This window comes from Streptomyces sp. NPDC058240, from assembly GCF_042882135.1.
GTDB lineage: Bacteria > Actinomycetota > Actinomycetes > Streptomycetales > Streptomycetaceae > Streptomyces.
On sequence record NZ_JBHVWT010000005.1, the window covers coordinates 65,216 to 91,580 of the forward strand.

At 69.5% G+C, this 26,365-nt stretch carries 28 protein-coding genes and 2 pseudogenes; 22 read left to right on the forward strand and 8 right to left on the reverse strand.

Annotated features, from left to right (window positions below; genetic code table 11):
* Positions 1–8: 8 nt before the first annotated feature.
* Positions 9–404 carry a PLD nuclease N-terminal domain-containing protein gene (locus ACFVX4_RS12265; protein ID WP_266417979.1) on the reverse strand — a complete coding sequence of 132 codons (396 nt, stop codon included), beginning with the start codon at positions 402–404 and terminating at the stop codon, positions 9–11.
* Between the two features lie 212 nt (positions 405–616).
* Between ACFVX4_RS12265 and ACFVX4_RS12270 the strand changes: the two genes are divergently transcribed.
* From ACFVX4_RS12270 to ACFVX4_RS12280, 3 genes are all read left to right on the forward strand, one after another.
* A complete protein-coding gene (locus tag ACFVX4_RS12270) occupies positions 617–2,074 on the forward strand; it encodes a menaquinone biosynthesis decarboxylase (protein ID WP_266417983.1) in 1,458 nt (485 codons plus the stop codon).
* The gene (mqnP, locus tag ACFVX4_RS12275) at positions 2,071–2,988 is read left to right on the forward strand and encodes a menaquinone biosynthesis prenyltransferase MqnP (protein ID WP_389975041.1); all 918 of its coding nucleotides are present in this window, start codon (positions 2,071–2,073) and stop codon (positions 2,986–2,988) included. The genes ACFVX4_RS12270 and mqnP overlap by 4 nt, the downstream gene beginning before the upstream one ends.
* Positions 2,989–3,540: 552 nt before the next feature.
* Entirely contained in the window at positions 3,541–4,206 is a 666-nt protein-coding gene (locus ACFVX4_RS12280; protein ID WP_389975044.1) for a DUF4232 domain-containing protein, read from the forward strand.
* Between the two features lie 226 nt (positions 4,207–4,432).
* Here ACFVX4_RS12280 and ACFVX4_RS12285 read toward each other — a convergent pair whose 3' ends face one another.
* Entirely contained in the window at positions 4,433–5,068 is a 636-nt protein-coding gene (locus ACFVX4_RS12285) for a rhomboid family intramembrane serine protease (protein ID WP_389975047.1), read from the reverse strand.
* 119 nt (positions 5,069–5,187) lie between these two features.
* Here ACFVX4_RS12285 and ACFVX4_RS12290 point away from each other — a divergent pair, with 119 nt between their 5' ends.
* A complete protein-coding gene (locus tag ACFVX4_RS12290) occupies positions 5,188–5,862 on the forward strand; it encodes a UbiX family flavin prenyltransferase (RefSeq protein WP_389975050.1) in 675 nt (224 codons plus the stop codon).
* A gap of 8 nt (positions 5,863–5,870) precedes the next feature.
* On the opposite strand, the gene ACFVX4_RS12295 is transcribed toward ACFVX4_RS12290, so the two are convergent.
* Positions 5,871–6,005: a hypothetical protein gene (locus ACFVX4_RS12295; protein ID WP_256260259.1), complete on the reverse strand. Its 135-nt coding sequence runs from the start codon at positions 6,003–6,005 to the stop codon at positions 5,871–5,873.
* Positions 6,006–6,137: 132 nt separating this feature from the next.
* Between ACFVX4_RS12295 and ACFVX4_RS12300 the strand changes: the two genes are divergently transcribed.
* The 5 genes from ACFVX4_RS12300 to ACFVX4_RS12320 all read left to right on the forward strand — a co-directional run bounded on the left by ACFVX4_RS12300 (position 6,138) and on the right by ACFVX4_RS12320 (position 10,683).
* On the forward strand, positions 6,138–6,593 hold the full coding sequence (locus tag ACFVX4_RS12300; RefSeq protein WP_266418001.1) for an Lrp/AsnC family transcriptional regulator: 456 nt from the start codon (positions 6,138–6,140) through the stop codon (positions 6,591–6,593).
* A 97-nt stretch (positions 6,594–6,690) separates the two neighbouring features.
* Positions 6,691–7,854: an aminofutalosine synthase MqnE gene (gene mqnE, locus ACFVX4_RS12305; protein ID WP_266418005.1), complete on the forward strand. Its 1,164-nt coding sequence runs from the start codon at positions 6,691–6,693 to the stop codon at positions 7,852–7,854.
* Positions 7,855–7,966: 112 nt separating this feature from the next.
* Entirely contained in the window at positions 7,967–8,494 is a 528-nt protein-coding gene (locus ACFVX4_RS12310) for a GNAT family N-acetyltransferase (protein ID WP_389975055.1), read from the forward strand.
* Between the two features lie 151 nt (positions 8,495–8,645).
* Complete coding sequence (locus ACFVX4_RS12315) at positions 8,646–8,900, forward strand: DUF4229 domain-containing protein (RefSeq protein ID WP_389975057.1); 255 nt, start codon at positions 8,646–8,648, stop codon at positions 8,898–8,900.
* A 436-nt stretch (positions 8,901–9,336) separates the two neighbouring features.
* The gene (locus ACFVX4_RS12320; protein WP_389975060.1) at positions 9,337–10,683 is read left to right on the forward strand and encodes a dicarboxylate/amino acid:cation symporter; all 1,347 of its coding nucleotides are present in this window, start codon (positions 9,337–9,339) and stop codon (positions 10,681–10,683) included.
* Positions 10,684–10,759: 76 nt separating this feature from the next.
* Here the strand turns inward: ACFVX4_RS12320 and ACFVX4_RS12325 are convergent, their stop codons facing one another.
* Entirely contained in the window at positions 10,760–11,890 is a 1,131-nt protein-coding gene (locus ACFVX4_RS12325; protein ID WP_389975063.1) for a glycosyltransferase, read from the reverse strand.
* Positions 11,891–12,394: 504 nt separating this feature from the next.
* Here ACFVX4_RS12325 and ACFVX4_RS12330 point away from each other — a divergent pair.
* The gene (locus ACFVX4_RS12330) at positions 12,395–13,024 is read left to right on the forward strand and encodes a TetR/AcrR family transcriptional regulator (protein WP_389975774.1); all 630 of its coding nucleotides are present in this window, start codon (positions 12,395–12,397) and stop codon (positions 13,022–13,024) included.
* Here the strand turns inward: ACFVX4_RS12330 and ACFVX4_RS12335 are convergent.
* On the reverse strand, positions 12,978–13,838 hold the full coding sequence (locus ACFVX4_RS12335; protein WP_389975066.1) for a MaoC/PaaZ C-terminal domain-containing protein: 861 nt from the start codon (positions 13,836–13,838) through the stop codon (positions 12,978–12,980). The two genes, ACFVX4_RS12330 and ACFVX4_RS12335, sit on opposite strands and share 47 nt — an antisense overlap.
* A 4-nt stretch (positions 13,839–13,842) precedes the next feature.
* Entirely contained in the window at positions 13,843–14,916 is a 1,074-nt protein-coding gene (locus ACFVX4_RS12340; RefSeq protein WP_389975069.1) for an SDR family oxidoreductase, read from the reverse strand.
* 71 nt (positions 14,917–14,987) lie between these two features.
* Between ACFVX4_RS12340 and ACFVX4_RS12345 the strand changes: the two are divergent.
* From ACFVX4_RS12345 to ACFVX4_RS12380, 8 genes and pseudogenes are all read left to right on the forward strand, one after another.
* Positions 14,988–15,329 (forward strand): annotated as a pseudogene (locus tag ACFVX4_RS12345) (acetyl-CoA C-acyltransferase); the annotation flags it as partial.
* Positions 15,330–15,444: 115 nt separating this feature from the next.
* Positions 15,445–16,029, forward strand: a complete 585-nt coding sequence (locus ACFVX4_RS12350; protein WP_389975776.1) for a hypothetical protein — start codon at positions 15,445–15,447, stop codon at positions 16,027–16,029.
* A gap of 582 nt (positions 16,030–16,611) precedes the next feature.
* Positions 16,612–16,770 (forward strand): annotated as a pseudogene (locus ACFVX4_RS12355) (hypothetical protein); the annotation flags it as partial.
* Between the two features lie 1,215 nt (positions 16,771–17,985).
* On the forward strand, positions 17,986–18,129 hold the full coding sequence (locus ACFVX4_RS12360; RefSeq protein ID WP_389975837.1) for a hypothetical protein: 144 nt from the start codon (positions 17,986–17,988) through the stop codon (positions 18,127–18,129).
* Between the two features lie 510 nt (positions 18,130–18,639).
* A complete protein-coding gene (locus ACFVX4_RS12365) occupies positions 18,640–19,509 on the forward strand; it encodes an oxaloacetate decarboxylase (RefSeq protein WP_389975072.1) in 870 nt (289 codons plus the stop codon).
* Between the two features lie 136 nt (positions 19,510–19,645).
* Positions 19,646–20,104, forward strand: coding sequence for a hypothetical protein (locus ACFVX4_RS12370; protein WP_389975076.1), 459 nt, complete (start codon positions 19,646–19,648; stop codon positions 20,102–20,104).
* Between the two features lie 35 nt (positions 20,105–20,139).
* On the forward strand, positions 20,140–20,328 hold the full coding sequence (locus ACFVX4_RS12375; RefSeq protein WP_389975078.1) for a Scr1 family TA system antitoxin-like transcriptional regulator: 189 nt from the start codon (positions 20,140–20,142) through the stop codon (positions 20,326–20,328).
* Complete coding sequence (locus ACFVX4_RS12380) at positions 20,325–21,128, forward strand: nitroreductase family protein (RefSeq protein ID WP_389975081.1); 804 nt, start codon at positions 20,325–20,327, stop codon at positions 21,126–21,128. Before ACFVX4_RS12375 ends, ACFVX4_RS12380 begins: the two co-directional genes overlap by 4 nt.
* Before the next feature lie 61 nt (positions 21,129–21,189).
* Here ACFVX4_RS12380 and ACFVX4_RS12385 read toward each other — a convergent pair whose 3' ends face one another.
* Positions 21,190–21,321, reverse strand: a complete 132-nt coding sequence (locus tag ACFVX4_RS12385) for a hypothetical protein (protein ID WP_389975084.1) — start codon at positions 21,319–21,321, stop codon at positions 21,190–21,192.
* A 39-nt stretch (positions 21,322–21,360) separates the two neighbouring features.
* Here ACFVX4_RS12385 and ACFVX4_RS12390 point away from each other — a divergent pair, with 39 nt between their 5' ends.
* Positions 21,361–22,485 carry a PP2C family protein-serine/threonine phosphatase gene (locus ACFVX4_RS12390; protein ID WP_389975087.1) on the forward strand — a complete coding sequence of 375 codons (1,125 nt, stop codon included), beginning with the start codon at positions 21,361–21,363 and terminating at the stop codon, positions 22,483–22,485.
* A 28-nt stretch (positions 22,486–22,513) separates the two neighbouring features.
* Here the strand turns inward: ACFVX4_RS12390 and ACFVX4_RS12395 are convergent, their stop codons facing one another.
* Positions 22,514–22,996 (reverse strand): hypothetical protein, encoded by a 483-nt coding sequence (locus ACFVX4_RS12395; protein ID WP_389975090.1) that lies wholly within the window; start codon positions 22,994–22,996, stop codon positions 22,514–22,516.
* Between the two features lie 357 nt (positions 22,997–23,353).
* On the opposite strand from ACFVX4_RS12395, the gene ACFVX4_RS12400 reads away from it, so the two are divergent.
* The 3 genes from ACFVX4_RS12400 to ACFVX4_RS12410 all read left to right on the forward strand — a co-directional run bounded on the left by ACFVX4_RS12400 (position 23,354) and on the right by ACFVX4_RS12410 (position 26,336).
* The gene (locus tag ACFVX4_RS12400; protein WP_389975093.1) at positions 23,354–24,298 is read left to right on the forward strand and encodes an LLM class F420-dependent oxidoreductase; all 945 of its coding nucleotides are present in this window, start codon (positions 23,354–23,356) and stop codon (positions 24,296–24,298) included.
* A gap of 10 nt (positions 24,299–24,308) precedes the next feature.
* Positions 24,309–25,106 (forward strand): SDR family NAD(P)-dependent oxidoreductase, encoded by a 798-nt coding sequence (locus tag ACFVX4_RS12405; RefSeq protein WP_389975096.1) that lies wholly within the window; start codon positions 24,309–24,311, stop codon positions 25,104–25,106.
* Between the two features lie 108 nt (positions 25,107–25,214).
* Complete coding sequence (locus ACFVX4_RS12410) at positions 25,215–26,336, forward strand: LLM class flavin-dependent oxidoreductase (RefSeq protein ID WP_389975099.1); 1,122 nt, start codon at positions 25,215–25,217, stop codon at positions 26,334–26,336.
* Positions 26,337–26,365: the final 29 nt, after the last annotated feature.

The following is a 26,365-nucleotide window of genomic DNA, read 5'->3' on the forward strand; positions in this document are numbered from 1 at the left end:
CCCGGGGGCTACTCGCCCGAGGGGCTCGGGCTCTCCCCGCTCTCGCGGCGCTTCAGCTCCTCCTCGCGGCGGCGCAGATCCGCCTCCCAGTCCTTGAGGAGCGACTCGTCCTTCTTGTTCTCGTCCTTCAGCGCCTTCAGGAACTCCGGGTTGTCGTCCGGTGCCACCCACTGCGAGCGGTGATTGCGGTGCCATTCGGACGGCGTACGGCCTCCGGCGGGCGCGTGGCGCATCTTGCCCGCGGCCAGCCAGACGATCGGGCCGACGATCCAGAACAGCAGGATGATGAAGACCCAGGCGATCTTCGGCAGGTGCTTGGCCTCGTCCTCGGGGGTGTTCAGGCAGTCGATGAACGCGTAGATCGTCAGTGCCAGAGGCAGGAGATAGATCAGGGCCCGGAACATGATGGAAAGGTCCCCCTGCGGAGAGTTGGCGGGGCTTGTCCCGCCCCGGTTCGGGCCCAGAGTAGCCGGTGTCCGTGACATATCACGGCGAGCGGGGTGAACCGGCGGCGAGCGGGCGGGGCCGCCTGATTCCGGGTGTGCGAGGGCGGGGCCCGGGGCGGGGTGGGGGAGCCCCGGCGGCCGCGGCGGGCGGGGATGACAAACTGGACGGCATGGCTTACGACGATCTTCGTTCCCTCCTCCGGGCCCTGGAGCGCGAGGGCGAGCTCAAGCGCATCAAGGCCGAGGTCGACCCCTACCTGGAGGTCGGCGAGATCGTCGACCGGGTGAACAAGGCGGGCGGCCCCGCGCTGCTCTTCGAGAACGTCAAGGGGTCCTCGATGCCCCTGGCCATGAATGTCTTCGGGACCGACAAGCGGCTGCTCAAGGCGCTCGGGCTGAAGTCCTACGCCGACATCAGCGACAAGATCGGCGGGCTGCTCAAGCCGGAGCTGCCGCACGGCTTCGTCGGGGTTCGGGAGGCCTTCGGCAAGCTCGGCTCGATGGTGCACGTGCCGCCGAAGAAGGTGAAGCAGGAGAGCGCCCCGGTGCAGGAGGTCGTCCTCACCGGCGACGACGTGGACCTGGACCTGCTGCCCGCGCTCTTCACCTGGCCCGAGGACGGCGGCTCCTTCTTCAACCTGGGACTGACGCACACCAAGCACCCGGAGACCGGCGTGCGGAACCTGGGGCTGTACCGGCTCCAGCGCCACGACCGCCGCACCATCGGGATGCACTGGCAGATCCACAAGGACAGCCGCAACCACTACCAGGTCGCCGCCAAGCGCGGCGAGCGGCTGCCGGTCGCCATCGCGTTCGGCGCGCCGCCCGCGGTGACGTACGCCTCCACCGCGCCGCTGCCGGGGGACATCGACGAGTACCTCTTCGCCGGGTTCATCCAGGGCAAGCGGATCGAGATGGTCGACTGCAAGACCGTGCCGCTCCAGGTACCGGCGCAGGCGGAAGTGGTCATCGAGGGGTGGCTGGAACCCGGGGAGATGCTTCCCGAGGGGCCGTTCGGCGACCACACCGGCTTCTACACGCCGCAGGAACCGTTCCCCGCACTGACCATCGACTGCGTGACCATGCGGAAGCGTCCGCTGCTCCAGTCGATCGTGGTGGGCCGGCCGCCGACCGAGGACGGGCCGCTGGGACGCGCCACCGAGCGGTTCTTCCTGCCGCTCCTCAAGATCATCGTGCCGGACATCGTGGACTACCACCTGCCGGAGGCGGGCGGCTTCCACAACTGCGCGATCGTCTCGATCGACAAGAAGTACCCGAAGCACGCCCAGAAGGTGATGAGCGCGATCTGGGGTGCGCACATGATGTCGCTGACCAAGCTGATCGTGGTCGTGGACTCCGACTGCGATGTCCACGATCTGCACGAGGTGGCGTGGCGGGCCCTCGGCAATACGGACTACGCGCGCGACCTGACGGTCACCGAGGGTCCCGTCGACCATCTCGACCATGCCTCCTACCAGCAGTTCTGGGGCGGCAAGGCGGGCATCGACGCGACGAAGAAGTGGCCCGAGGAGGGCTACACCCGGGACGGGGGCTGGCCGGACATGGTCGAGTCCGACCCGGAGACGGCGGCGAAGGTCGACCGCCGTTGGAAGGAATACGGACTGTGAGCGCCGCCGAAGCAGCACTGGGCTCAGGGCCCCTACATCCGAACAGCAAGGTCAAGGCGTTCCTGCGGCTCGTGATGATCGAGCACTCGGTCTTCGCGCTGCCCTTCGCTTACATCGCCGCCCTGACCGCGATGTTCCAGGCGGACAAGTCCATACACTGGGGCACCCTGCTGCTCGTCACGGTCGCGATGGTGGGGCTGCGGACGTTCGCGATGGCCTGCAACCGGATCATCGACCGGGAGATCGACGCCCGTAACCCGCGCACCGCGAGCCGGGAGCTGGTCACCGGGGCGGTCTCGGTGAAGTCGGCGTGGACGGGGGCGCTGGTCGCCGTCGTCGTCTTCCTCGGCGCCGCCGCGCTGCTGAACCCGCTCTGTCTGGCGCTCGCGCCGGCCGCCGTCGTGCCGATGGTGGTCTATCCGTACGGGAAGCGGTTCACCCACTACCCGCACGCCATCCTCGGTATCGCGCAGGCCATAGGGCCGATCGGTGCCTGGCTCGCGGTGACCGGCAGCTGGTCGTGGGACGCGGTGATCCTCGGCCTCGCGGTCGGGATCTGGATCGGCGGCTTCGACCTGATCTTCGGCTGCCAGGACGTCCAGGCGGACCGGGCGCACGGGGTGCTCTCGGTGCCGGCCCGGTTCGGCATCCCGGCCGCGCTGTGGGGCGCGCGGGTCTGCCATGCGGTGACGACCGGGCTGCTGGTCTGGTTCGGGCTGGCCACGGAGGCCGGGCTGTTCTACTGGATCGGCATGGTGATCGTCGCCGTCGCGTTCGTGTACGAGCACCAGGTGGTGCGGCCGCACGATCTGTCCCGGCTGAACCGGGCGTTCTTCTCGGTCAACGGGTTCATCGGGATCGCCCTGTTCGCGTGTGCGCTGCTGGATCTGCTGGTGCGGGGCCTGACCGTCTGAGCGGCTGTCGGGTGACCTCCGATCGGAAAGCGTGCGTGCCAGACCGTGGCTGCCCGATTGGAGGTCACCCGACAGCCTCTGAGCCTGCCCGGGGTCGTGTCCGGCGGATCCAGGACCTCATCCTCGACGGGCGGCTGCCCCGGGCGCGGGCGAGGCGGGTTGAGGAGGCATGTCACCTGCTGTGGTCAAGGACCGCCGCGTCACGGGTCCGTCCCAGCGGGCTGCGGGCGTCGACAGGTGCGGAAGGGTGGTGGGAACCGTCCTCCCGGCCGGTCGGCGGAGTGCCCCGCCGCGGTGCGGCGCGCCGTGTCCGGCCCCTGTTTCCCTTGCCGGACGGCGGCAGGGAGCGGGTGCGGCAGGGGGGCGGGTGCGGGCGGGGTGTGTCCGGTGGTGGTGCGCGTTGTGCCCGGCTGTGCGTGTAACAGGGGTGTATTAGCGGGTGGTTGGGCGGAACGCCTTGCCGGGCCGGGCGGCTCTTGGTGATCAGAAACGCTCGCTCGTACCGACCGTGCCGAGCGGCCGACACCCCCCACCGACACTGAGGAAGAAACGATGCGCGTACGCAAGCTCACCTTCGCAGCCCTGGCCGTTGTCGCCGGTCTCTCGCTCACGGCCTGCCAGGACGGCGAGGACGACCTGGGACAGGTCGCCCCGTCGTCCGTGTCCAGCGCGTCTTCCGCGAGCGGCGGTTCGGGCTCGGGCGGTTCGGACCAGGACGGCGGGAAGGACTCCGCCGGGAAGGGGTCCGGCGGGCAGGGCACGGCCGCCGGGACCGGCTCCGACGCGAACGGCAAGGTCGGCAAGTGCCGCACCGACGACCTGGACATCACCGCGTCGGACAGCACCATCGACGGCGACACCGAGGGCACCGTCGCGGTGGAGTTCAAGAACGGCGGCGGCCGGGACTGCGTGCTCTCCGGGTACGCGGGCGTCGACCTGAAGACCAGCGCGGGGTCGCTGTCCGCGGAGCGTACCGGTGAGAAGGCCACCCCGATGACCCTCAAGGACGGGAAGTCGGTGTACTTCGGCATCAACTACCCGCTCAACAAGTCGGGCGGCTCCGGCGTCCGCATCACGGCCCTGGTGGTGACCCCGCCGGACGAGACGAAGTCGTTCTCCCTCGAATGGCCGGGCGCCGCCACGCTGCCCGCCACGGACGGCTCCGGCTCCCCGGTGAAGGTCGGCCCGATGGGGAGCGCCGGTCAGGGCGAGGGCTGACCCGGACGCCACGGGATCCGTCCGGGGATCATGGGTGGAGTCGGAAGAGGACGGCTGCCCGACGGCGGCAGACGCGGCTCCGGAAGCGACCACTCCCGATGCGCCGGATCCCCCGGCCCGTATCCGAACCGACGTGCGGCCGGTCAGAAAGTCACATGACCGGCCGGGCAGTCCCTACGCCATGACCGGCCGGGCAGGCCCTACGCCATGAGCGGCCCAACGCGCTCTACGGTATGAGCGGCCGGGCAGGCGGCATCGTGCTCCGGCCGCGCGGGGGGCGGCGGAAGACGAACGCCGCCACCACGCCCGCCGCCAGCCCGAACAGATGGCCCTGCCAGCTGACCGAGGTGTTGGCGGGGGAGAGCCCCACCATGATCGACGAGCCCCATATCGCGCCGACCACCAGACCGGCGGCGATGTCCAGCACTCTGCGGTCGACGAACCCCCGGACGAGCAGATAGCCGAAGAGGCCGAAGACCAGCCCGGACGCGCCCGCCGTGTTGGAACCGTCCGGGGAGACCAGCCAGACGCCGAGCCCGTCGACCACGATGATCATCGCGGCCACGGCGGCGAATCTGCGGACGCCGCTCAGCGCCGCCAGGAAGCCGAAGACCAGCAGCGGCACGCTGTTGGAGGCGACATGGCCGAATCCGAAGTGGATGAAGGACGCGGGCACCACGTCCAGCAGCTCGCCGGCCCGGCGGGGCTCTATTCCGAACGTGTCCAGCGAGTGGCCGGTCGAGGCGTCGACGACTTCGAGCAGCCAGAGGAACGCGACCCAGCCCAGCATCACCTTGGCCGCGGTCTTCGCGCGGCCGCCCGCACTCCACGCCGGTGCGGATCGATCCGAAGACGCGGCCATCGTGCCCCCCTGCCGTCCCCTGTCGTCCCTGTTCCCACCCCTGGAACGCCCGAGGCACCGTACTCGGTTCCGGTTTCGTACCGCCGGATAGGCTCAGGAGTGTGGATTCCGGGACTTCAGTGAGTCAGCACCAGCGGCAGCCTTGGATTGTCGGGGTTTCAGGCGCTTCGGGCACCCCATTCGCCGCCGCGGTACTGCGCGGCCTGCTGGCCGCGGGGGAGAGCGTCGATCTGGTGGTGAGCCGGGCCTCGCGGCTGACGCTGCTGGACGAGACCGGGATCGCGTTCCGCGACGGGCACTGGCAGGAGGATCTGCGCAGCTGGCTGGCGCGCGGGGCGGACGGCAAGCCGCACACCTTCGACGTGGACGTCGAGGGCGTACGGCACTGGGCGGCCGGTGATCTCGGAGCGGGACCTTCCTCGGGCTCGTACCCGGCGAAGGGGATGCTGATCGTCCCGGCCTCGACGGCCTGTGTGGCCGGGGTGGCGCTCGGGCTCTCGAAGGATCTGCTCCAGCGGGCCGCGAGCGTGACGCTCAAGGAGCGGCGGAAGCTGGTCGTCGCGGTGCGGGAGACTCCGCTGAACGGGCAGACGCTGAAGCATCTGGTGAGCCTGGACGAGGCGGGCGCCGTGGTGCTGCCCGCCTCTCCGGCGTTCTACGCGGGGGCGACGCACATCCAGGATCTGGTGGACTTCGTCGCCGGGCGGGTACTGGACGCGGCGGGCGTGCCGCACGACCTGTACCGCCGGTGGGAGGGAGAGCTCGGTGGCGGCTCCCGCGACTCCCGTGGCTGAGTCTGTGGTCAGCGCTTCTTCATGGCGCGCGGCTTGCGGGTCCGGTCGACCCGGTGCGCGGCGGCGGGCTGGTGGGCACGCGAGCGGTTGGCCAGGTCCTGCAGCTCGCGCATCCGGGCGTAGGCCATCTCGATCGTGTACACGGTGTTCTCACTCCTGAAGATTCGAAAGCATTTTTTGGATGTTCGGAAAGATTTGCAGGCGACGAAGCCCGCATGCCTTAGATTCTACACGTAGACTCGCGATACTGCTGAACAATGGAAGGTTTCAGTCACATGGACGCGGTGGACAGGCAGCTCATTCAGGCCCTCAGGGAGAACGGCAGGGCCTCGTACGCCGAGCTGGGACGGCTCGTGGGGCTCTCCGGGCCCAGCGTCACCGACCGCATCAACCGGCTGGAAACCGCCGGTGTCATCACCGGCTACCGCGCCACCGTCGACGCCGCGTCCCTGGGGCTCGGGGTCACGGCCCTGATCGGCATCTCGCTCTCCGACGCGGCCGATCACGAGGACGTGGCGCGCCGGCTGAAGGACCTCGCGGAGATCGAGGACGCCTGGTTCATCGCGGGCGACGACTCGTACATGCTCAAGGTGCGCGTCGGTGACGTGGACGGCCTGGAGAAGACCATCCGCCGGCTCAGCGGCACGAGGGGCGTCTCGCGCACCCGTACCACGATCGTGCTCTCCACCAAGTGGGAGAACCGGGTCGGGGAACTTCCCGACGAGTCGTAGGCGTAACGTGGTGGAGCCCCCGGGTGACCGGGGGTTTCGCCCGGTATCACCTGTCACCGGGAAACGCACTGCACGTCGACAACTGGGAGGCAGCCGCATGGACGTCGGGCTCAAGCGCGAGCTGGAGGAGAAGGTCCGCGCAGGGGAGCGGCTGACCCGTGAGGACGGCATCGCCCTCTACGAGTCGGACGACCTGGCCTGGCTCGGCGGCCTCGCCCACGAGGTGCGCACGCGCAAGAACGGTGACGTCGTGCACTTCAACGTCAACCGGCACCTCAACATGACCAATGTGTGCACCGCGTCGTGCGCCTACTGCTCGTTCCAGCGCAAGCCGGGCGAGAAGGACGCGTACACCATGCGCATCGAGGAGGCCGTCCGCCTCGCCAAGGCGATGGAGGGCGAGAACCTCACCGAGCTGCACATCGTCAACGGGCTGCACCCCACCCTGCCGTGGCGTTACTACCCGCGCTCGCTGAGCGCGCTGAAGGAAGCCCTGCCGCAGGTCTCCCTCAAGGCGTTCACCGCCACCGAGATCCACCACTTCGAGACCATCTCCGGGCTCTCGGCCTCCGAGATCCTGGACGAGCTGATCGAGGCCGGTCTGGAGTCGCTGACCGGCGGCGGCGCGGAGATCTTCGACTGGGAGGTCCGCCAGCACATCGTGGACCACGCCACCCACTGGGAGGACTGGTCGCGCATCCACCGCCTGGCGCACGAGAAGGGGCTCAAGACCCCGGCGACCATGCTGTACGGGCACATCGAGGAGCCCCGGCACCGCGTCGACCACGTGCTGCGGCTGCGTGAGCTCCAGGACGAGACCGGCGGCTTCCAGGTCTTCATCCCGCTGCGCTACCAGCACGACTTCGTGGACATGAAGGACGGCAAGGTCCGCAACAGGCTCCAGGCGCGGACGACGATGGCGACCGGCGCCGAGGCGCTGAAGACCTTCGCGGTCTCGCGGCTGCTCTTCGACAACGTCCCGCACGTCAAGGTCTTCTGGGTGATGCACGGTGTGCAGACCGCCCAGCTCGCGCTCCAGCACGGTGCGGACGACATGGACGGCTCGGTCGTCGAGTACAAGATCACGCACGACGCGGACAACTACGGCACGCCGAACAAGCTCGGCCGCGAGGATCTGCTGGACCTGATCCGCGACGCGGGCTTCCGGCCCGTAGAGCGCAACACCAGGTACGAGATCATCCGCGAGTACCCGGGCCCGGACGCCGGGCGGCGCGAGTCGCCGCAGCCGATGCGCGTCTGACCCGCGCGTCGTCAGCAGTCCGGTTGTACGGGAGCCCCGGCCTCAGGCCGGGGCTTTCTCGCGTGCTGGACATGGTTTGAGGCCACGGGTCGGTAATAGTTAATCTGCACCTATGGCACTTACATTCGAGTTGGACCCCACGTTCGACCGCGCACTGCGGGACGGCATCGTCGAGCTGTGGACCGATGTCTCCAACGCGGGCGGCGCGGTCGGCTTCGTGCCGCCCGTCACGACCGACGACGTACGGCCCGAGCTGGTCAAGCATCTGGTGGCCATGGCCGAGGGGCGCACCCGCCTGCTGATCGGACGCGACGAGGAGGGTGCCGTCGCGGCCACGGCCTTCCTCGCCCTCAACGCCCACCGGCTGATGATCCACTGGCTCTGGCTCTACACGGTGATGGTCCACCCCCGCCATCAGGGCAAGGGGTACGGGCGCGATCTGATGGACGCCGCCGCGCGGGCGGCCCGCGGGATCGACGGGATCGAGGCCGTCCGGCTCACCTGCCGCGGCGGCACCGGTGTCGACCGGTTCTACGCCTCGTGCGGATACAAGGAGGTCGGGCGGGTGCCCGACGCGATCCGGGTGGCCGACGGGGACGACCGCGACGACATCATCATGCTGCTGCCGCTCGGGCACTGAGCCGCGTCCGCCTCCTTTGGCGGAGCCCTCCGAACTGATCGATTCCGGGGCATGCTTCACTGGTCGGGCAGGATCGAAGGACCGTCATACGTTGAGAGAGAGGCCAACTGTGTCCGCTGCCAAGCCGAGCGCGACGATTCGGTACACCGCGATGCGCCTCAGTATCTTCGTCGGCTGCTTCGCCGTCGCAGCCGTGGCCGTTCACTTCGGCCTGCTGCCCTCCGGGACGAACGGCTCCAATATCGTCTGGGTGATTCTGCTCGCCCTGGTCCTGTCCGCGCCGCTCAGCTATGTGCTGCTGCGCAAGCAGCGCGACGAGATGTCCGAGCAGATCGTGTCCACGGTCGACCGGGCCAAGGGGCGCCTTGAGGCGAACCGCACCCGCGAGGACCACGTCACCCCGTGACGGTGGCGACGGCGTGAGGGCTGCGTAAGGACTACGTAAGCTTCCTCACACCCGCACAGTTTTCGTTCGAAACCCCAGCGCCGGAGCGGCCGCTCCTGTACTGGGGTTTTGTCGTTCCCGCAGGGATCCGGGGCGGACCGGGGTGTGATGGCGGCGGTCTCGCCGGCGAGCCGGGGTCAAAGAAGAGCTTTGAGCTTCTCAAAGTTCAAGTGTTAACGTGTTCGACATGAAGACAGCAGTGCGCCATCGATTCGCCGCGAGCGTCCCGCTCGTGGAGCGCCTGCATGTCGATCTCTGCCGCTGTATGTCCGCGGTCTGTTGCCGCAACGTCTGAACGGCACCATGCAGCGGCGCCGCCCCTGACGCGGGCGCCGCACCCCCGTCCCCCGCACAGTCGTCCCCGTGCGCCCCGATGCGTCACATCTGGAGTGTGTCCGTGTCCGCGAACCCCGCGTCCACCGCTGCCGACAGTCCGTCCGGCTCCGGTTTCCGTATACCCAAGGTCCCGTTCTGGGCCCAGATAGTCGCCGGTCTCGTCCTCGGTGTCGTACTCGGCTGGCTCACGCGTACGTACGACATCGGCTGGCTCTACACCACGCTCGACAAGGTCGGCCACATCTTCGTCCAGCTGCTGAAGCTGGCCGTCGCGCCCCTCGTCTTCTTCGCGATCCTGGTGTCGATCACCAACCTGCGCAAGGTCAACAACGCCGCCCGGCTGGCCACCCGCACCCTGCTCTGGTTCATGATCACCTCGCTGATCGCGGTCGCCATCGGCCTCGCGATCGGCCTGATCACCAACCCGGGCTCCGGTACGGGCCTCACGCCGAAGGACGGCAAGCTGCCGGAGCACGCGGGCTCCTGGCTCGACTTCCTGACCGGCATCATCCCGGACAACGTGATCACGCCGTTCACCGAGCTGAACGTGCTCCAGATCGTCTTCATGGCCGCCGTCGCCGGTATCGCCGCGCTCCAGCTCGGCGAGAAGGCCCAGCCGATCCTCACCCTCAGCGAGTCCGTCCTGGAGCTCCTCCAGAAGGCCCTGTGGTGGGTCATCCGCCTCGCCCCCATCGGCACCGTCGGCCTCATCGGCTACGCGATCGCCGACTACGGCTGGGACCTGATCGGCAAGTACGCGACGTTCACCGCCGACGTCTACATCGGCTGCGCCCTGGTGCTGTTCGGTGTGTACCCGCTGCTGCTCGCCACCGTCGCCAAGCTCAGCCCGGTGCAGTTCTTCAAGGGCGCCTGGCCGGCGATCCAGCTGGCCTTCGTCTCCCGCTCCTCGGTCGGCACCATGCCGGTCACCCAGAAGGTCACCGAGCGCCTCGGCGTCCCGAAGGAGTACGCCTCCTTCTCCGTCCCGTTCGGCGCCACCACCAAGATGGACGGCTGCGCCGCGATCTACCCGGCGCTGGCGGCGATCTTCATCGCGCAGATCTTCGACGTGCAGCTGGGTGTCGGTGACTACATCCTGATCGCGTTCGTCTCGGTGATCGGTTCGGCGGCCACCGCCGGTCTCACCGGTGCCACGGTCATGCTGACCCTCACCCTGTCGACGCTGGGCCTCCCGCTGGAGGGCGTCGGTCTGCTCATGGCCATCGACCCGATCCTGGACATGATGAGGACGGCCACGAACGTGGCGGGTCAGGCGCTGGTTCCGGTGATCGTCTCGGCCCGCGAGAAGATCCTCGACCTCGACGCGTACAACTCGGCCTCGTCCTCCCCGGTCGACGGCGACGAGGTGCGCGACACCGAGCCGGAGCGGGTGCCGGTCGCCGCGTAGCCGCTCACGCACGACACACGGGAGCGCCCCCGGTCCGCCTTTCGGCAGGGCCGGGGGCGCTCCTGCGCCGTACCGGTCAACGGCCCGCCGCGGCGGACGCGAGCACCGGGGCGGCCGGGGCGGAGGCCGATGACGTATCGCGCGCGGTCAGTCGCTGCACGGCGAACTCCCGGTTGGCGAGGGTCTGCCGACGGTGCGCGTCGGGCAGGTCCGGCATCGCCAGCAGACGGTCGCAGGCGCGGAGCGAGCCCTCGTCGTCCCCGACCCAGTAGGCGGCGATCGAGAACTCGAAGAGCAGCCCCCAGCGGTACACCCACGGCTGCATGAACAGCAGGTCGTCCGGCTGTTCCCGGTCGAGAACCGGGCGGAGGAAGGCGTACGCGGTGTGGTGGCGGCCCAGGGCGCGCAGCCGCGAGGCGAGTTCGTAGCAGGCTTCGAGCCGCTGCGGGCGGACCTCCCAGGCGCGGGAGAGGGTGTCCATCGCGGCCGGCCAGTCGTCGGCCTCGGCCCTGAGGATGCCGGCCTGGAGGAGCGCGTAGTAGACCTCCTCGTTCCAGCCGCCCATCCGCGCGCGTCGCTCGTAGAGGTCGGTCGCCCGCTCCGTGCGGCCCAGGTCGCGCATGGTCTGGGCGAGGTAGAAGACCGTACGGGCGTTGGAGGGGTCGCGTTTCAGCTCGGCGCCGAGCAGCCGGGCGTCGCGCTCGAACTTGTCGTGCCGTGAACCGCCGTCGTGGAAGTCGTGGATGACGAGCGCGTCGAGGTTCTCCTGGCTGTGATGCCGGTCGGCGGTGAGGTACTCGTGGGTGACGCCCTCGTACCGCCAGGCCATGTCACCGCGGACGAGGCGCTTGATCCGGTACTCGGGGTCGCCCAGGTGTCGCAGCATGTAGGAGTCGGCGGTCAGCCGGGGCAGCGGGCCGTTCCTGGCAATCACCAGGTCGGCGTCGAGGAGCAGTAGATAGTCGGCCCTGCCGTGGGCGTGCTTGATGTTCAGCGTCCGGTTGTGGCCGAAGTTCACCCAGGGTTCCTCGTGGAGTTCGCCCGGGATGCCGTCGAGTGCGGTGCGGATCAGCTGCTGTGTTCCGTCGGTCGAGCCGGTGTCGGAGATCACCCAGGTGTCGATGAGATCCCGGACCGGGGCGAGGCAGCGCTGGATGACCTTCGCCTCGTTCTTGACGATCATGCACAGGCAGATGGACGGCTTCATGGCAACCCTCGATCCGGGCGGTGGGTGGATCCGGGCGACCTTATTCACCAAGCCCCGGGGCGTAAGGACGGCACGCCGGTGCTCGTTCGGCATTCGCGGTCCTGTACGCAGCCATCGGGGTGTCACCGATGGGCCGTTGCGTTACTCATGCCGTCTGCCTCTCAAGGTGTGCCGTCCACGTCCCGATACAGCCCGTGAAAGTACGAACTGACTTCCGTGACTTCACTCGATCAGGTTTTGGGAAGAGCGTTAAACGCGTCCTGGTCGCAGGACCAGGACCTCTCCGGTGCCCCCGGCGCGGTGCTTGGCTGATCGGCGGAATCGCGACGGTCGCCTCCTGGTAACGGGCTTTGTCAGCACCGCGGTTGCTGTGTTGCAGTCGGTCCATGCGGTTGTCGGCAGGAGCGCTGTACGTCGCCGAGGAGACCCGCGCCGTACTCTTACCGGGGAGTGGTGCGGCGGGGGCGGGAGGAAGTCGACGTGGGTGCTGTGAAGAGCAAACGGATGCCGCGGGCCGTGCGCGAGCAGCAGATGATGGACGCCGCCGTGCAGATCTTCGGCCAGCGCGGGTACCGGGCCGCCTCGATGGACGAGATCGCCGAGCTGGCGGGGGTGTCCAAGCCGCTCGTCTACCTGTACCTCAACTCCAAGGAAGAACTCTTCACCGCCTGCATCCGGCGCGAGGCGAAAGCGCTGGTCGAAGCGGTACGGGCGGGGGCGGAGCCGGGGCTTCCGGCCGATCGGCAACTGTGGTCCGGGCTGCGGGCGTTCTTCACGCACACGGCGGAGCACCCGGACGGCTGGGCGGTGCTGCACCGCCAGGCGCGTACGCACGGCGAGCCGTTCGCCAACGAGGTGACGGCGATGCGGGACGAGATCGTTGCTTTCGTGACGGAGCTGATCGGGGCCGCGGCGCGCGAGGCGCACCACGATCCGGGGCTGCCCGACCGCGATGTGTCGGGGCTCGCGCAGGCGCTCGTGGGGGCCGCGGAGTCGCTCGCCGGGTGGGCGAACGAGACCCCGGGCGTCTCGGCGAAGGAGGCCGCGGCCACCCTGATGAACTTCTCCTGGGCGGGTCTGGAGAACCTTATGAACGGCCGTCCCTGGCAGCCGCCGAGCCCGTCCGCCCGGTGAGGTGGACCCGGCCGGTGCCGCGCAGCTGGAAGCCGGTGGCGTCCGCCGCGTAGGTGACGGTGGCGGGCAGCAGGACGGGGGCCTTGAAGTCGGCCCGTACCCAATGGACTTCGTCGGGCCGCGGTGACTCGGCCAGGCAGCGGGCGACGGTCCACATGCCGTGGGCGATGGCCCGGGGGAAGCCGAAGAGCCGGGCGGTGAGCGGATACAGGTGGATGGGGTTCCGGTCGCCCGAGGCGGCGCCGTAACGCCGTCCCAGATCGCCGGGCAGCCGCCACTCGGCGACGGCGGTAAGCTCCGCGGCCGGGGTGCCGTGCGCCGACCCGGGTGGCCCGGACGGACGCTCTGCCGGTGGTTTGCTTCTCGCGTGCCGGGAGAGGTAGCCGCTGCGGGACTCCCAGACCAGCTCGCCCGCCAGCCGTGCCTCGGTGGTCATCGTGACCTCGGTGCCGCGCCGGTGCGGTGTCAACTCCTGGGCGTACACCGTCAGTTCAGGCATGTCCGTGGGGTGCAGCACCCGGTGCCGGGTGATCTCGATCCAGGTGTGGACGAGCCCGACGACCGGCAGCGGGAACCTCCGGGCGGTCATCAGCCGCATGGCGAGCGGGAAGCCCAGCACATGCGGGTAGGTGAGCGGCAGCGTGCCCGGCTCGGTGAAGCCACAGATCCGGCGGTACGAGGCGAGCGGGCCGGCCGTGATCGGTGCGGCCGGAAGCATGGCCCGGTCGGCGGGCAGCGTGGCGCCGGGGCGGCCGGCCCTCTTGAACGGGGACGTGACAGTTGCCCGTGCAAGTGACACGTTCAGATTCGGCACAGGGTCACGCCCCCAGCAGGCTCTGGCCGCAGACACGCACGATCTGGCCGTTGACGGCCGTCGAGGCGGGCTGGGCGAACCAGGCGGTCGTCTCGGCGACATCGACCGGGAGGCCGCCCTGCGAGAGGGAGTTCATCCGGCGGCCCGCTTCCCGGATGAAGAGGGGGGCGGCTGCGGTCATCTTCGTCTCGATGAAGCCGGGGGCCACCGCGTTGACCGTGACGCCGTGGTCGGCAGCGGCGCGCGGGGCCAGTGCGCGGACCAGTCCGATGATGCCCGCCTTGCTGGCCGCGTAGTTCGTCTGGCCGTTGTTGCCCGCGATGCCGGCGATGGAGGCGGTGGCGACGATCCGGCCGCCGCGGTTGACGGTGCCCGCCTTCAGCAGGGCGTCCGTGGTGCGCAGCACGCTGTCGAGGTTCACGTCGACGACCGAGGCGCCGATGCCGCGCGCCGCGCCGGTGACCAGCGCGGTGCGCCCGGCGAGCGGGGCCGCCCGGTCGGCGACCGGGTCGGGTGCGGCCGAGGTCAGCTCGATCGCCTGGCCGCTGATGTACGCGGAGCGGGACGAGAGCAGGAAGCGCAGGGTGGATTCGGCCCCGGCGACGCCTTCCGGTGCGATACGGAGCAGCTGTACGGTGGCGCCCCTGCCGATCTCCTTGCCCAGTGAGCGCACGAATCCTTCCAGCGCCTGCTGGGCGGCGGCCTGATGGTGGTCGTCGGCCGACGGGCGCACCCCCAGCACCACGACGCGCCCGCCCGGAGCGAGGGAGCGGACTACCGGGTGCAGCGCCGCGTGGACACCGGCGAGCCCGCCGGGAGTGACGACGGCCGTCGCGTCCAGCACGATCCCGGCCGGGCGGTCGGCCCGCCCGGTGACTTCGAGGCAGGTGGCCGCGAGGAGCGCGCCGAGCTCCTTCGTGACCGTGGAGTCCCCGGCGGTGAGGTGCAGCAGCGGGCCGTCCAGGGCGGGGGTCTCCCATGACCAGCGGCGCAGCGGGGCGGGCTGCGGGAGTCCGAGCCGCCGGGTCAGAAAACGGCCGGGTGCTGTGCCGGTGAAGTGCAGATAGCGGTCGGCCATTGTCCAGACTCCCTGCTCGGTCGTGGATTTACTCCAGGGTAAGGTTACTCAGGAGTCAGGAGCTGGTCGAGATGATCCCCCTCGAACTTCCACAGCTCCGCAGGGTCGCGGTCATCGGCGGCAGCCGCGTTCCGTTCGCGCGCTCCGACGGCCCGTACGCACAGGCCTCCAACCAGCAGTTGCTCACGGCAGCCCTGGGCGGCCTGGTGGAGCGGTTCGGACTCCAGGGGCAGTGGGTCGGCGAGTTCGTCGCGGGTGCCGTGCTCAAGCACAGCCGCAACTTCAACCTGGCCCGCGAGACCGTGCTCGGCTCGGCACTCGACCCGCGCACTCCTGCGTACGACATCCAACAGGCCTGCGGCACCGGCCTCCAGGCGGTCGTCACCGCCGCGAACAAGATCATGCTCGGGGCGATCGACTCGGCCATCGCGGGCGGCACCGACACCACGAGCGACGCCAGCCACCAGCGGCTCGCGGCGGCGTACGAGCGCGGTTTCCTGGACGACCTCGTCGTCCCGTTCCCGGGGCCTGGCCCGCGACCAGAACCTCCGCCCCGGCTCCACGGCCGGCAAACTCGCCACGCTGAAGCCGGTGTTCGGCACCGACCACCCCGACGCGACGATGACCGCGGGCAACTCCACCCCGCTCACCGACGGCGCCGCGACCGTACTCCTGGCGAGCGAGGAATGGTCCCGCGCGCACGACCTGGAGCCGCTCGCCTACCTGTCCCTGTACGAGACGGCCGCCATCGACCACGTGAACGGCGACGACGGGCTCCTGATGGCCCCGCGTACTCCGTACCGCGCATGCTGGAGCGGCGCCGGGCTCACCATCGAGGACTTCGACCTGTTCGAGATCCACGAGGCCTTCGCCTCCCAGGTGCTGGCCACCCTCGCGGCCTGGGAGAAGCAGGGCCTCGCCCCCGTCGGCCGGGACCGGCTCAATGTCGCGGGCTCCTCGCTCGCCACCGGCCATCCGTTCGCCGCGACGGGCGCCAGGATCGTCGCCACGCTCGCGAAGCTCCTGGCGGAGCGCGACGCTCCGTCCCGGGGGCTGATCTCGATCTGCGCGGCGGGCGGCCAGGGCGTCACGGCCGTCCTCGAACGCCCCTGACGCACCGGCCCGCACCACACCGGCCCGACGCACCGCACCGGACAGCACCAGAGCCCCGGCCAGTCCGGACACCGGCCGCCTCTCCCGCGCGGAGTCGATCCGCAAATTCGCCGTCCTGCCCGTGGAATTCACCGAGGAGAGCGGCCATTTGACGCCTTCGCTGAAACCGAAGCGAGACGCGATCGCGCGAGACTTCGAGAAGGAGATCGAAGCGCTGTACCGGAAGTGACCGCGCAGGCCACAACCGTCGTCATCGGGCCGGAATGATCAATCGGCTTAACCAGGCTGAAAATAGGGGCAGATGGCCGAAGCCGTTCTCACTCACAAGGGGAGCGGTCCGCATCCAGACGGTAGATGACCGGCGTGGCGCATATGCCATTGACCGGTATGGGCTGCCACAGTCCAGGCTCCGATCCACGCAGAACCGGTAAGGAAACCGAGATGCATATGTCGAGAAGCCGGGACGTCCTGTCCCGTTCCATCCTGGGTGCCATGTCGCTGGGAATGACCCTGGCCCTGTGTCCCATGGATATCGCTCACGGAACGCCGAACCCCATCGGTACGCAGGCGTCCAACCGAGTGATGGCGAGCCGGGTGGCGGCCAGCGTGTCCGGGACAGTCACCTCCCAGATCTCTCAGAACATCCGCAGCGGCCCCACCACCCAGTCGGCGATCGTGGGCAGCGTGCCGTCCGGCGGCACGGTGTTCATCGCCTGCATGGTGAACGGCGAGATCGTGGGCGGGAACTCGCTGTGGTACCTGCTGTCCAACGGCAGCGGCTGGATGAGCGCCCGCTACATCATCACGCAGACCGCCGTGCCGTACTGCGACACCCTCCCGGGATCCGGCGCCACCGGTCCGACCGGACCCACGGGGCCCACGGGTCCGACGGGTCCGACGGGTGCCCACGGCACGACCGGTCCCACCGGTCCCACCGGTGCGACGGGTCTGCAGGGCGTGACAGGTCCCACGGGTGCCAACGGTGCCAACGGTGCCAACGGCGCCACCGGTCCGACCGGTCCGACGGGTGCGACGGGTCTGCAGGGCGCGACCGGTGCCACGGGTGCGTCCGGCGCAGTCGGTGCTCACGGTCCGACTGGTGCGACCGGTCCGACGGGTGCGACGGGTCTGCAGGGCGTGACAGGTCCCACGGGTGCGTCCGGTGCCAACGGCGCCAATGGCGCCACCGGTCCGACCGGTCCGACCGGTTCGACCGGCCCGACGGGCGCGGCTGGTACCAACGGAACTGATGGTGCCACCGGTGCGACCGGGCCTGCGGGTGCGACCGGTGCGGCTGGTGCCAATGGTGCGACCGGTGCGACGGGTGCGACGGGTGCGGCTGGTACCAACGGTGCGACCGGTGCGACCGGTGCGGCTGGTGCCAATGGTGCGACTGGTGCGACGGGTCCTGTGGGTCCGACGGGTGCGGCTGGTACCAACGGTGCCAATGGTGCGACCGGTGCGACGGGTCCTGTGGGTCCGACGGGTGCGGCTGGTACCAACGGTGCGACGGGTGCGACCGGTGCCAATGGTGCGACCGGTGCGACGGGTGCGACGGGTGCGGCTGGTACCAATGGTGCTGATGGTGCGACCGGTGCGACGGGTCCTGTGGGTCCGACGGGTGCGGCTGGTACCAATGGTGCTGATGGTGCGACCGGTGCGACGGGTCCTGTGGGTCCGACGGGTGCGGCTGGTACCAACGGTGCTGATGGTGCGACCGGTGCGACGGGTCCTGTGGGTCCGACGGGTGCGGCTGGTACCAATGGTGCTGATGGTGCGACCGGTGCGACGGGGGCGACCGGTGCGACGGGAGCCACGGGTGCCACTGGCCCGGCGGGGCCTGTCGGTCCGTCTCAGACCGCAACCAGCGCTGCCACACTCGTGCCTGCCGGCGGCAGCGTCGAGGACATCATTGCTACCTGCCCTGCCGGGACCGTGCTGACCGGGGGAGGTGCCGTGAACCAGCTGCAGAACGATGAGATCCACTGGACCGCGAGCTACCCGGACACCCCGACCAACACCTGGCACGTCTCCGCGTACAACAACGGTGCGGGCGCGCAGACCGTCCAGTCGTACGCGGTCTGTATTCCCGCCAGCTGACTAGTTCGAAGGGGGGCGGAAAGGAGCCTGCTTAGGGTTTCAGGACAGTTCCCGTTGGCCGCTGCCGCAGCAGATGAAGGTCTTTCTGCTGCGGCAGCGGCATGTCGTTTCCCTTCCGGCTGATCCGAAAGGGAAACGTTCCAGCAGTTCCGATGCCGTCAACCGGGCAATAGTGCGTATCCGCTATGTGTCGTACACAAGATAAAGGGCGGCGTGTCCCGAGGTAAAGACACGGTCATGTTCTGTATAGGTATACGCGTCTTCGTAAAGAGGGCAGATTTGCGTCCCGCGTGGCAGGGATGCCGCCCGCTCTTCCACAAGGAAGGGCTTTGCGCGGTGCTCTTGAACTCGCCGCATCAGTGAACCGCTGAACCGCCGACACCTGCGCCCCCCACTCGACTGTCCGTGTTCCAGGGGGTGTTCGGCCCGATGTCACCGGATTCCGCGTCACCGGATGGCCGCACGACACACCCGTTTCACGAATCAACGACCCATTGGCAAGGAGCCGCTGTGCATTATGGAAGTGCGCTGAGGGAAGAAGTCCGGAGCCCGGGAACGACTCCTCTCATCGGTATTTACGACATGTATTCGGCCTCAGTGGTGGCCCGGCACTACGAAGGATTCTTCGTGTCCGGATTCGGCTTCGCCGCCTCCCACTACGGGCTCCCCGACATCGGCTTCATCGCCTGGCCGGACATGGTGGCCTTCGTGGAGCGGCTGCGGCTGGCCTTCCCCTCCCACCACCTGCTGGTCGACATCGACGACGGCTACGTCGATCCCGAGGTCGCCTGCCACGTGGTGCAGAGACTGGAGCGGATCGGCGCCTCCGGCGTCATCCTGGAGGACCAGAAGCGCCCCCGCAGGTGCGGTCACGCGGACGGCAAGCAGGTGCTGCCGCTGGAGGAGTACCTGGAAAAGCTCAACCTCGTGCTGGAGAGCAGGCGGGACCTGGTGGTCGTCGCCCGCACGGACGCCACGGAGGAGGCCGACATCCTGCGCCGGGCCGAGGCGCTGGCCGAGACGGACGCCGACGTCGTCCTGGTCGACGGAGTGCGCAGCGTCGAGTGGATCAAGCGCATCCGGAAGGTCGTCGGTGACAAGCCGCTGCTCTTCAACCAGATCGCGGGCGGCAAGTCGCCCAGGCTCTCGCTCTCCGAACTGGCCGATCTGGAGTGCCAGGTGGCCATCTACAGCACCCCCTGCCTCTTCGCCGCGCACGCGGCGATCGACAGCGCGCTGACGGATCTCAAGCAGTCCGACGGGCGGCTCGCCGAGTTCGTGCCTGCCGAGGGGATCGGGGTGCAGCGTTCGACGGAGCTGCTGGAGAAGAACATCAGCAGGCATCACCCGGCCCCTGAGCCCGTGGCCGTGACCGTCTGACGCGTACTGCGCGCCGGGAGCGGGGGAGCGCCCGGCCGCGTCCGCTCCGCCCGAACGCCGGGGCCCCGTGGCGCACCCCCACGCCCCACGGGGCCCCGGCACCACGTGAACCACAGCGAGAGAAGGACACGGACACATGGCACGAACCGTCCAGTCCAGGGCACGGGCCGCCCTGGTGATCGCACTCGGGGCGCTCTGTCAGGGCCAGTTGGCCGCGGGTACCGCCTGGGCCGACGCGCCGGACGGCGGCATGGAGACCCACCACGGGCCCTCCTTGATCACCATCGACAACTCCAACGCCGACTCCTGGCTGGAGGTGGACCGCACGCTCAACGTGCTGGGCCCCTTCAGCAAGGGCACGGCGGGCAGCGACCACGACGGCGGCGGGGGCGCGATCGACCAGAACGTGACGTCCTCGCAGGGCGTGGGCGTCCAGGCCGCCCCGGACGAACAGGCCGACGAGGACGACGACGAGGGCGAGGAGGGCCCGGCCCCCGCAACACCCGGAAGCCCGCCCCCGGAGAGCGCGGCGACCGGCGGGGACGACCCGGAGGGCGACGCGGATCACGACACGGGCATCCCGACGGCCCCCTGATTCAGAACCGCAGGGCCGCGACCAGCCGACGCGCCGTGGCCACGTCGATGGAGCCGAGCGCCAGCACTGGTTCCACGCCCGGTGCCGTTGGTGGCACGTTGCTTGAGCAGCGTGCGGATGTTCAGAGGTATGAGAAGGCGTGGGACGAATTGACGGCGGCCGCACTGTCCCCGACCGCGTCCCGGCGGTACATTCGCGACCTCATCGAGGAAAGCAGACCATGACCGAAGAACTGGATCTCCCGGCTGCCGAACTGGAGGCCGCGGCCTGGCACACGAGCACCTACAGCGGCTCGAACAACGACTGCGTCGAGCACGCGGCTCTGGTATCCGGCCGTCAAGCCGTGCGTGACAGCACCATGAACGTGTACGAGGCCGTGGACAGCCGTAGGGCCGTGCGGGCGTTCAGCGACAAGCCGGTGCCCGTGGACGCACTCCAACGCGTGCTGGCCGCCGCGACGCGGGCTCCATCGAGCGGGAACCTCCAACCGTGGCACCTGTACGCCGTGACCGGCGAGCTTCTGGCCGAGCTGAAGCGCCGTACGACGGCTCGGGCGCTGGCGGGGGACCCGGGGGACGAGCGGGAGTACCCGATGTACCCGGCTGACATGACCTCGCCGTACACGGACCGGTTTTCCGCCGCGGCCGCCCAGCGGTACCGGGCGCTCGGGATCGAGCGCGACGACCCCGACCGCCCCAAGAAGATCGCCACCCTGAACGCGGGGGCGTTCGGGGCGCCGGTCGTGCTGTTCTGCTACCTCGACCGGACGATGGGGTCCGCGCAGTGGTCGGACCTGGGGATGTACCTCCAGACGGTCATGCTGCTGCTGAGGGCGGAGGGGCTGCACAGCTGCCCCCAGGTGATGTGGTCGATGTACCACACGACCGTCGGCCAGGTGGTCGGGGCCGATGACGGGCACATGCTGTTCTGCGGTGTCTCGGTGGGGTACGAGGACGAAGGCGTGCCCCCGCTACGCACCGGCCGGGCGGACCTGACGGAGACCGTGCGCTTCATCGGGGCGTGAGTCGTCGATCCGGCCGGGTCGAGGACGGGGGCTGATGCCACTGCCCTTCGGGCCAGGCCGGTCAGTTGGTGAAGTCCTTCACCACGGTCGTTCCGGCCGGCGGGGCGAGCGCCATCAGTTCCGCGTCACGCTGTGTGACCGCACGGCACGGCCGCGGCGGCATCCAGAGGCGCGTGCCGCGTAAATCCGACATGGTGTAAGTGGGATCTCACTGTGTCCAGGCGGGACAGTCATGAAGCAACCAGAGATCGATTACAGGGCGGTGTTCCAGGCACTCCCGGGGGCGGTGGCCCTCCTTACTCCGCAGTTGTTCTTCGCGGACGTCAACAAGGAGTGGCTGCGCGTGGTCAATCGTAGCCGTGAGCGCGTGATCGGCCACTACATGCCCGATGACTACGCCGACACGCCGAACCATCCCAATGCGGCCGTGGCGCGCAACATCGGGGAGTCCCTGCACCGGGTCGCGAGGACCGGCAGGGCCGAGACCATGGAGCTGCAGCGGTTCGACCCGACGGGCATCACCGTCCGGCCCCGGACGGTGGAAGCCCGCTTCTGGAGCATCACCAACATCCCTGTCCCCGACGCGGACGGACGGGTCGCGATGCTGCTGCACCGGGTGGCGGACGTCACCGAACTGATCCAGGCCCGCGCGGTCGCGCTGAGCCTGCAGGAAGCCATGCTGCCCGCGCCGCGTGCGATCGGGCATCACCCGGTGGCCGTGCGTTACCGGCCTGCCGTCCGCGCGCTGGAGGTGGGCGGCGACTGGTACGACCTGGTGGACCTGCCGGGCGACCGCCTCGGGGTCGCCGTGGGCGACGTGGTCGGTCACGGACTGTCCGCGGCCACCGTCATGGGGCAACTGCGCAGCGCGCTCAGCGCCGCCTCGCGCTCCTGCGGCGGCCCCGCCCGCGCCCTGGAGATCCTGGAGCTGTACGCCGACTCCGTCGTAGGGGCCGAGAACACGACGGTGGCCAGCGCGCTCATCGACTGGGAAACCCGCCACATCACCTACAGCAGCGCCGGTCATCCGCCACCGGCCCTGTTGTGGAGTGACGGCAACGTCGAGTTCCTGGACCGGGCCACCGACCCACCGCTCGGCGCCCGCCTCGACCGCGGCCCCTGGGCGCAGGCCACGGTGCCCTTCACCGAGGGCGCGTTCCTCGTGCTGTACACCGATGGCCTGATCGAGCGCCGGAACGAAGACATCGACACCGGCCTTTCCCGGCTGGCCGCCTCCCTGACCCGCCATCGCGGAACCCAGGCCGAGGTCGAAGATCTCGCCGATGCCCTGCTGGCGGATCTGCTGCCGTCGACAGGGCTCAGCGACGACACCGCCCTCGTCATCGTGCCGCTGTAGGCGGCAGCGGTGAGCTCCGGTCGCGGGGTCACAGCGCGACGGCGCGCCTGCGTACCAGGAGGTTCTGCGTGCCCAGGCCGATCGCCAGGTACGCGTACAGCGACGCGGCCCCCAGGGATCCGGTCCCGGCCGCGTGGTCGATCCACAGCGCCAGCCCGGTGTGAACGGCGACCGAGGCGACCCACAGTCCGGTCGTCGCCATCGCCCCCTGGCGCAGCACCTCGGCCTGGGGCTCACGCCAGATCCGTACGGTCCTGGCCCGCACCGCGCCGAACAGCCCCGCGACGGCCAGGCTGGCCACCAGAAGGACGACGAACAGTGCGGTCAGGGAATGGTCCTTGACGACCGAGGCGATACCCAAGGCGATCAGAGCGGCGCCCAGGACGCCGAGGACCACCGGGACGATGAGCGAGACGTTGCGCCGCACGGGACGGACACGCAGCTGCTGTCGCACCACGAAGCCGACGATCACCAGAGCTATGAAGAGGCCCCCGCCGTTCATGTTCTGCATTCCAACTCCCCCTTGTGGGGCTGTTGTTGTATGAAACAGTCGACGCCATCATTATGTTGGGGCACCCCTGATGCCGTACCCGGCGACACTCGACCCGGCCCGCCGGAATCGGCGCGTGCCGAGTGTTGGTTCCGCCTCCGGCCGCGCTGGAGCGGGGAGTGCGACGACGTGAACTTCTGCGACGGGAGCAAGCCTGCGACCCGGATCGCGATCGAGGGCGACTTCCTGTTCCGGGGCTTGGGCGACTGACCCCTTCCCGGCCGCCCACCCCTTGTCTGATGCGGCGTCAGGTACGACGATGGCCCCGCGCCCCGTCGCGTGACGGTGTGTCAGATCTTCTCGGGAGGAGGCCGCACGGTGCCGATATCACCCACCGGGCCGCTGTCGTACGGGATGCAGCTGCCGATCCAGTCGCAGAGCACCATCTACGCCGAGGGGTGGGAGGCGGCGGCCACCCCGGCCGACCTCGCCGCAATCGCCCGCACCGCCGACCGCACCGGCTTCGCCTATCTGGCGAGCTGCGACCATGTCGCGATCCCCCGTCGGCTCGCCGGGGTCATGGGCACCGTCTGGTACGACCCGGTCGCCACCCTCGCCTTTCTCGCCGGGATCACCGAGCGGGTCCTGCTGATGAGCCATGTCGCCGTCGTCGGCCTGCGGCACCCGCTGGCCACCGCGAAGCAGTACGCCACCCTCGACCACCTCAGCGGCGGCCGGCTGATCCTCGGGGTCGGCGCCGGGCACGTGCCGGAGGAGTTCCAGGCGCTCGGGGCGGACTTCGACGGGCGGGGCGGGGTGCTCGACGAGACCATCGACGCGCTGAAGGCGGCGCTCGGCCCGGAGGAGTACCCGGAGTTCGCGGGGGAGCGGTTCTCCTTCGCCGGCCTCGGGCAGCTGCCGCGGCCGGCCCAGGAGCGGGTGCCGGTCTGGGTGGGCGGCTCCTCGCCGGCCGCCGTGCGCCGGGCGGCCGTGCGGGGCGACGGCTGGCTGCCGCAGGGCGATCCGCGGGAGAAGCTGCCCGCGCAGATCGCCCGGCTGAAGGAACTGCGGGAGGCGGCCGGGGTCGGGACCCCGATCGTCATCGGTGCGATCACCGAGCCGCTGTACGTCGGTGAACCGGAGTGGTCCGTCGGGCGGCGCACCCTCACCGGGAAGCCGGAGGCCGTCGCCGAGTCGCTGCGCGCGTACCGGGCCATGGGCGTCCACCAGATCCAGGTGCGGTTCCGCAGCCGGAGCCGCAGCGAACTGACCGACCAGATGGCGGTGTTCGCCGCCGAGGTCGCACCCCATCTCGACAGGTAGGAGTCAGGCCATGGGCAAGCTGGACGGGCGGGTCGTACTCATCAGCGGTGCGGCGCGCGGGCAGGGCGAGCAGGAGGCGCGGCTCTTCGCCGCGGAGGGCGCGCGGGTGGTGATCGCCGATGTGCTCGACGAGCAGGGCGAGGCGCTGGCCAAGGGGATACGCGAGGAGCTGGGGGCGGACGTCGCCCGGTTCGTCCGTCTCGATGTGAGCCGGGAGGGGGACTGGCAGGCCGCGGTCGCCGCCGCGAAGGACGCCTTCGGGAGGATCGACGGGCTGGTCAACAACGCGGGGATCCTCCGGTTCAACGAGCTGGTGACCACGCCGCTGGAGGAGTTCCAGCAGGTGGTGCAGGTCAATCAGGTGGGTGCCTTCCTCGGGATCAAGAACGTCGCGCCGGAGATCGAGGCCGCGGGCGGCGGGACCATCGTCAACACTGCCTCGTACACGGGGCTCACGGGCATGGCGTTCGTGGGCGCGTACGCCGCCACCAAGCACGCGGTGCTCGGGCTGACCCGGGTGGCGGCGGTGGAGCTGGCCGCGAAGGGGATACGGGTCAACGCCGTCTGCCCCGGGGCCGTGGACACCGCGATGACCAACCCGGCGGCGCTGGACCCGGCCGCGGACCCGGAGGAGTCCAGGGCGGCGGTGGACGAGTTGTACCGCAAGCTCGTGCCGCTGGGCCGGATCGGGCAGCCGGAGGAGGTGGCGGCGCTGGCGCTCTTCCTGACCTCGGAGGACTCCTCGTACATCACCGGACAGCCGTTCGTCATCGACGGGGGATGGCTGGCGGGCGTCAGTCTGTTCTGAGTCGACCTGACGATGTGTCAGGTATTGACGGGTGCAGGCGCCGGTGGAACAGTCGGACGCATAACGATCTGACGGAGTGTCAGAAATGATTGAGGACGGTGAACCCCCTTGGAATTCGGGCTCTTTGTACAGGGGTACGTGCCCGCCGCGCGGGCCAAGGTCGACCCCGGGGCGGAGCACAAGGCGCTGATCGAGGAGACCGAGTACGTCATCCAGGCGGACAAGTCCGGCTTCAAGTACGCCTGGGCCTCCGAGCACCACTTCCTGGAGGAGTACTCGCACCTCTCGGCCAACGACGTGTACCTGGGCTACCTCGCCCACGCCACCGACCGCATCCACCTCGGATCCGGCATCTTCAACCCGCTCGCCCCGGTCAACCACCCGGTGAAGGTGGCCGAGAAGGTCGCCATGCTCGACCATCTGTCGGAGGGGCGCTTCGAGTTCGGCACGGGGCGCGGGGCCGGCAGCCACGAGATCCTCGGGTTCATGCCGGGCATCACCGACATGAACCACACCAAGGAAATCTGGGAAGAGACCATCGCCGAGTTCCCCAAGATGTGGCTCCAGGACGAGTACGTCGGCTTCCAGGGCAAGCACTGGTCGCTGCCGCCGCGCAAGATCCTGCCCAAGCCGTACGGGAAGTCGCACCCGGCGATGTGGTACGCGGCCGGGTCGCCGTCCTCGTACGCGATGGCGGGAAAGAAGGGGCTCGGCGTGCTGGGCTTCAGCGTGCAGAAGGTCTCCGACATGGAGTGGGTCGTCGAGTCCTACAAGACGGCCGTCAAGGAGGCCGATCCCATTGGGGACTTCGTCAACGACAACGTCATGGTCACCTCCACGGCCATCTGCGCCGAGACGCACGCCAAGGCCGTGGAGATCGCGGTGGGCGGCGGGCTGAACTATCTGCAGTCGCTGCTCTTCCGCTACCACGACACCTTCCCCCGGCCCGAGGGCATACCCGAGTGGCCCGAGCTGCTCCCGGAGTACACCGAGGAGATCATCGAGCTGCTGATCGCCGAGGAGCTGATGATCTGCGGCGATCCGGACGAGGTGCTGCGGCAGTGCAAGCGGTGGGAGCAGGCGGGGGCGGACCAGTTGAGCTTCGGGCTGCCGATCGGGGTGAGCCGTGAGGACACGCTGAACTCGATCAAGCTGATCGGTGAGCACGTGATCCCGAAGATCGACACGGACCCGGTCCACCGCACCTCCCGCTTCCGCGACGCGGCGTAGTGGGTCCGGGGGCTCCGCCCCCGGACCCC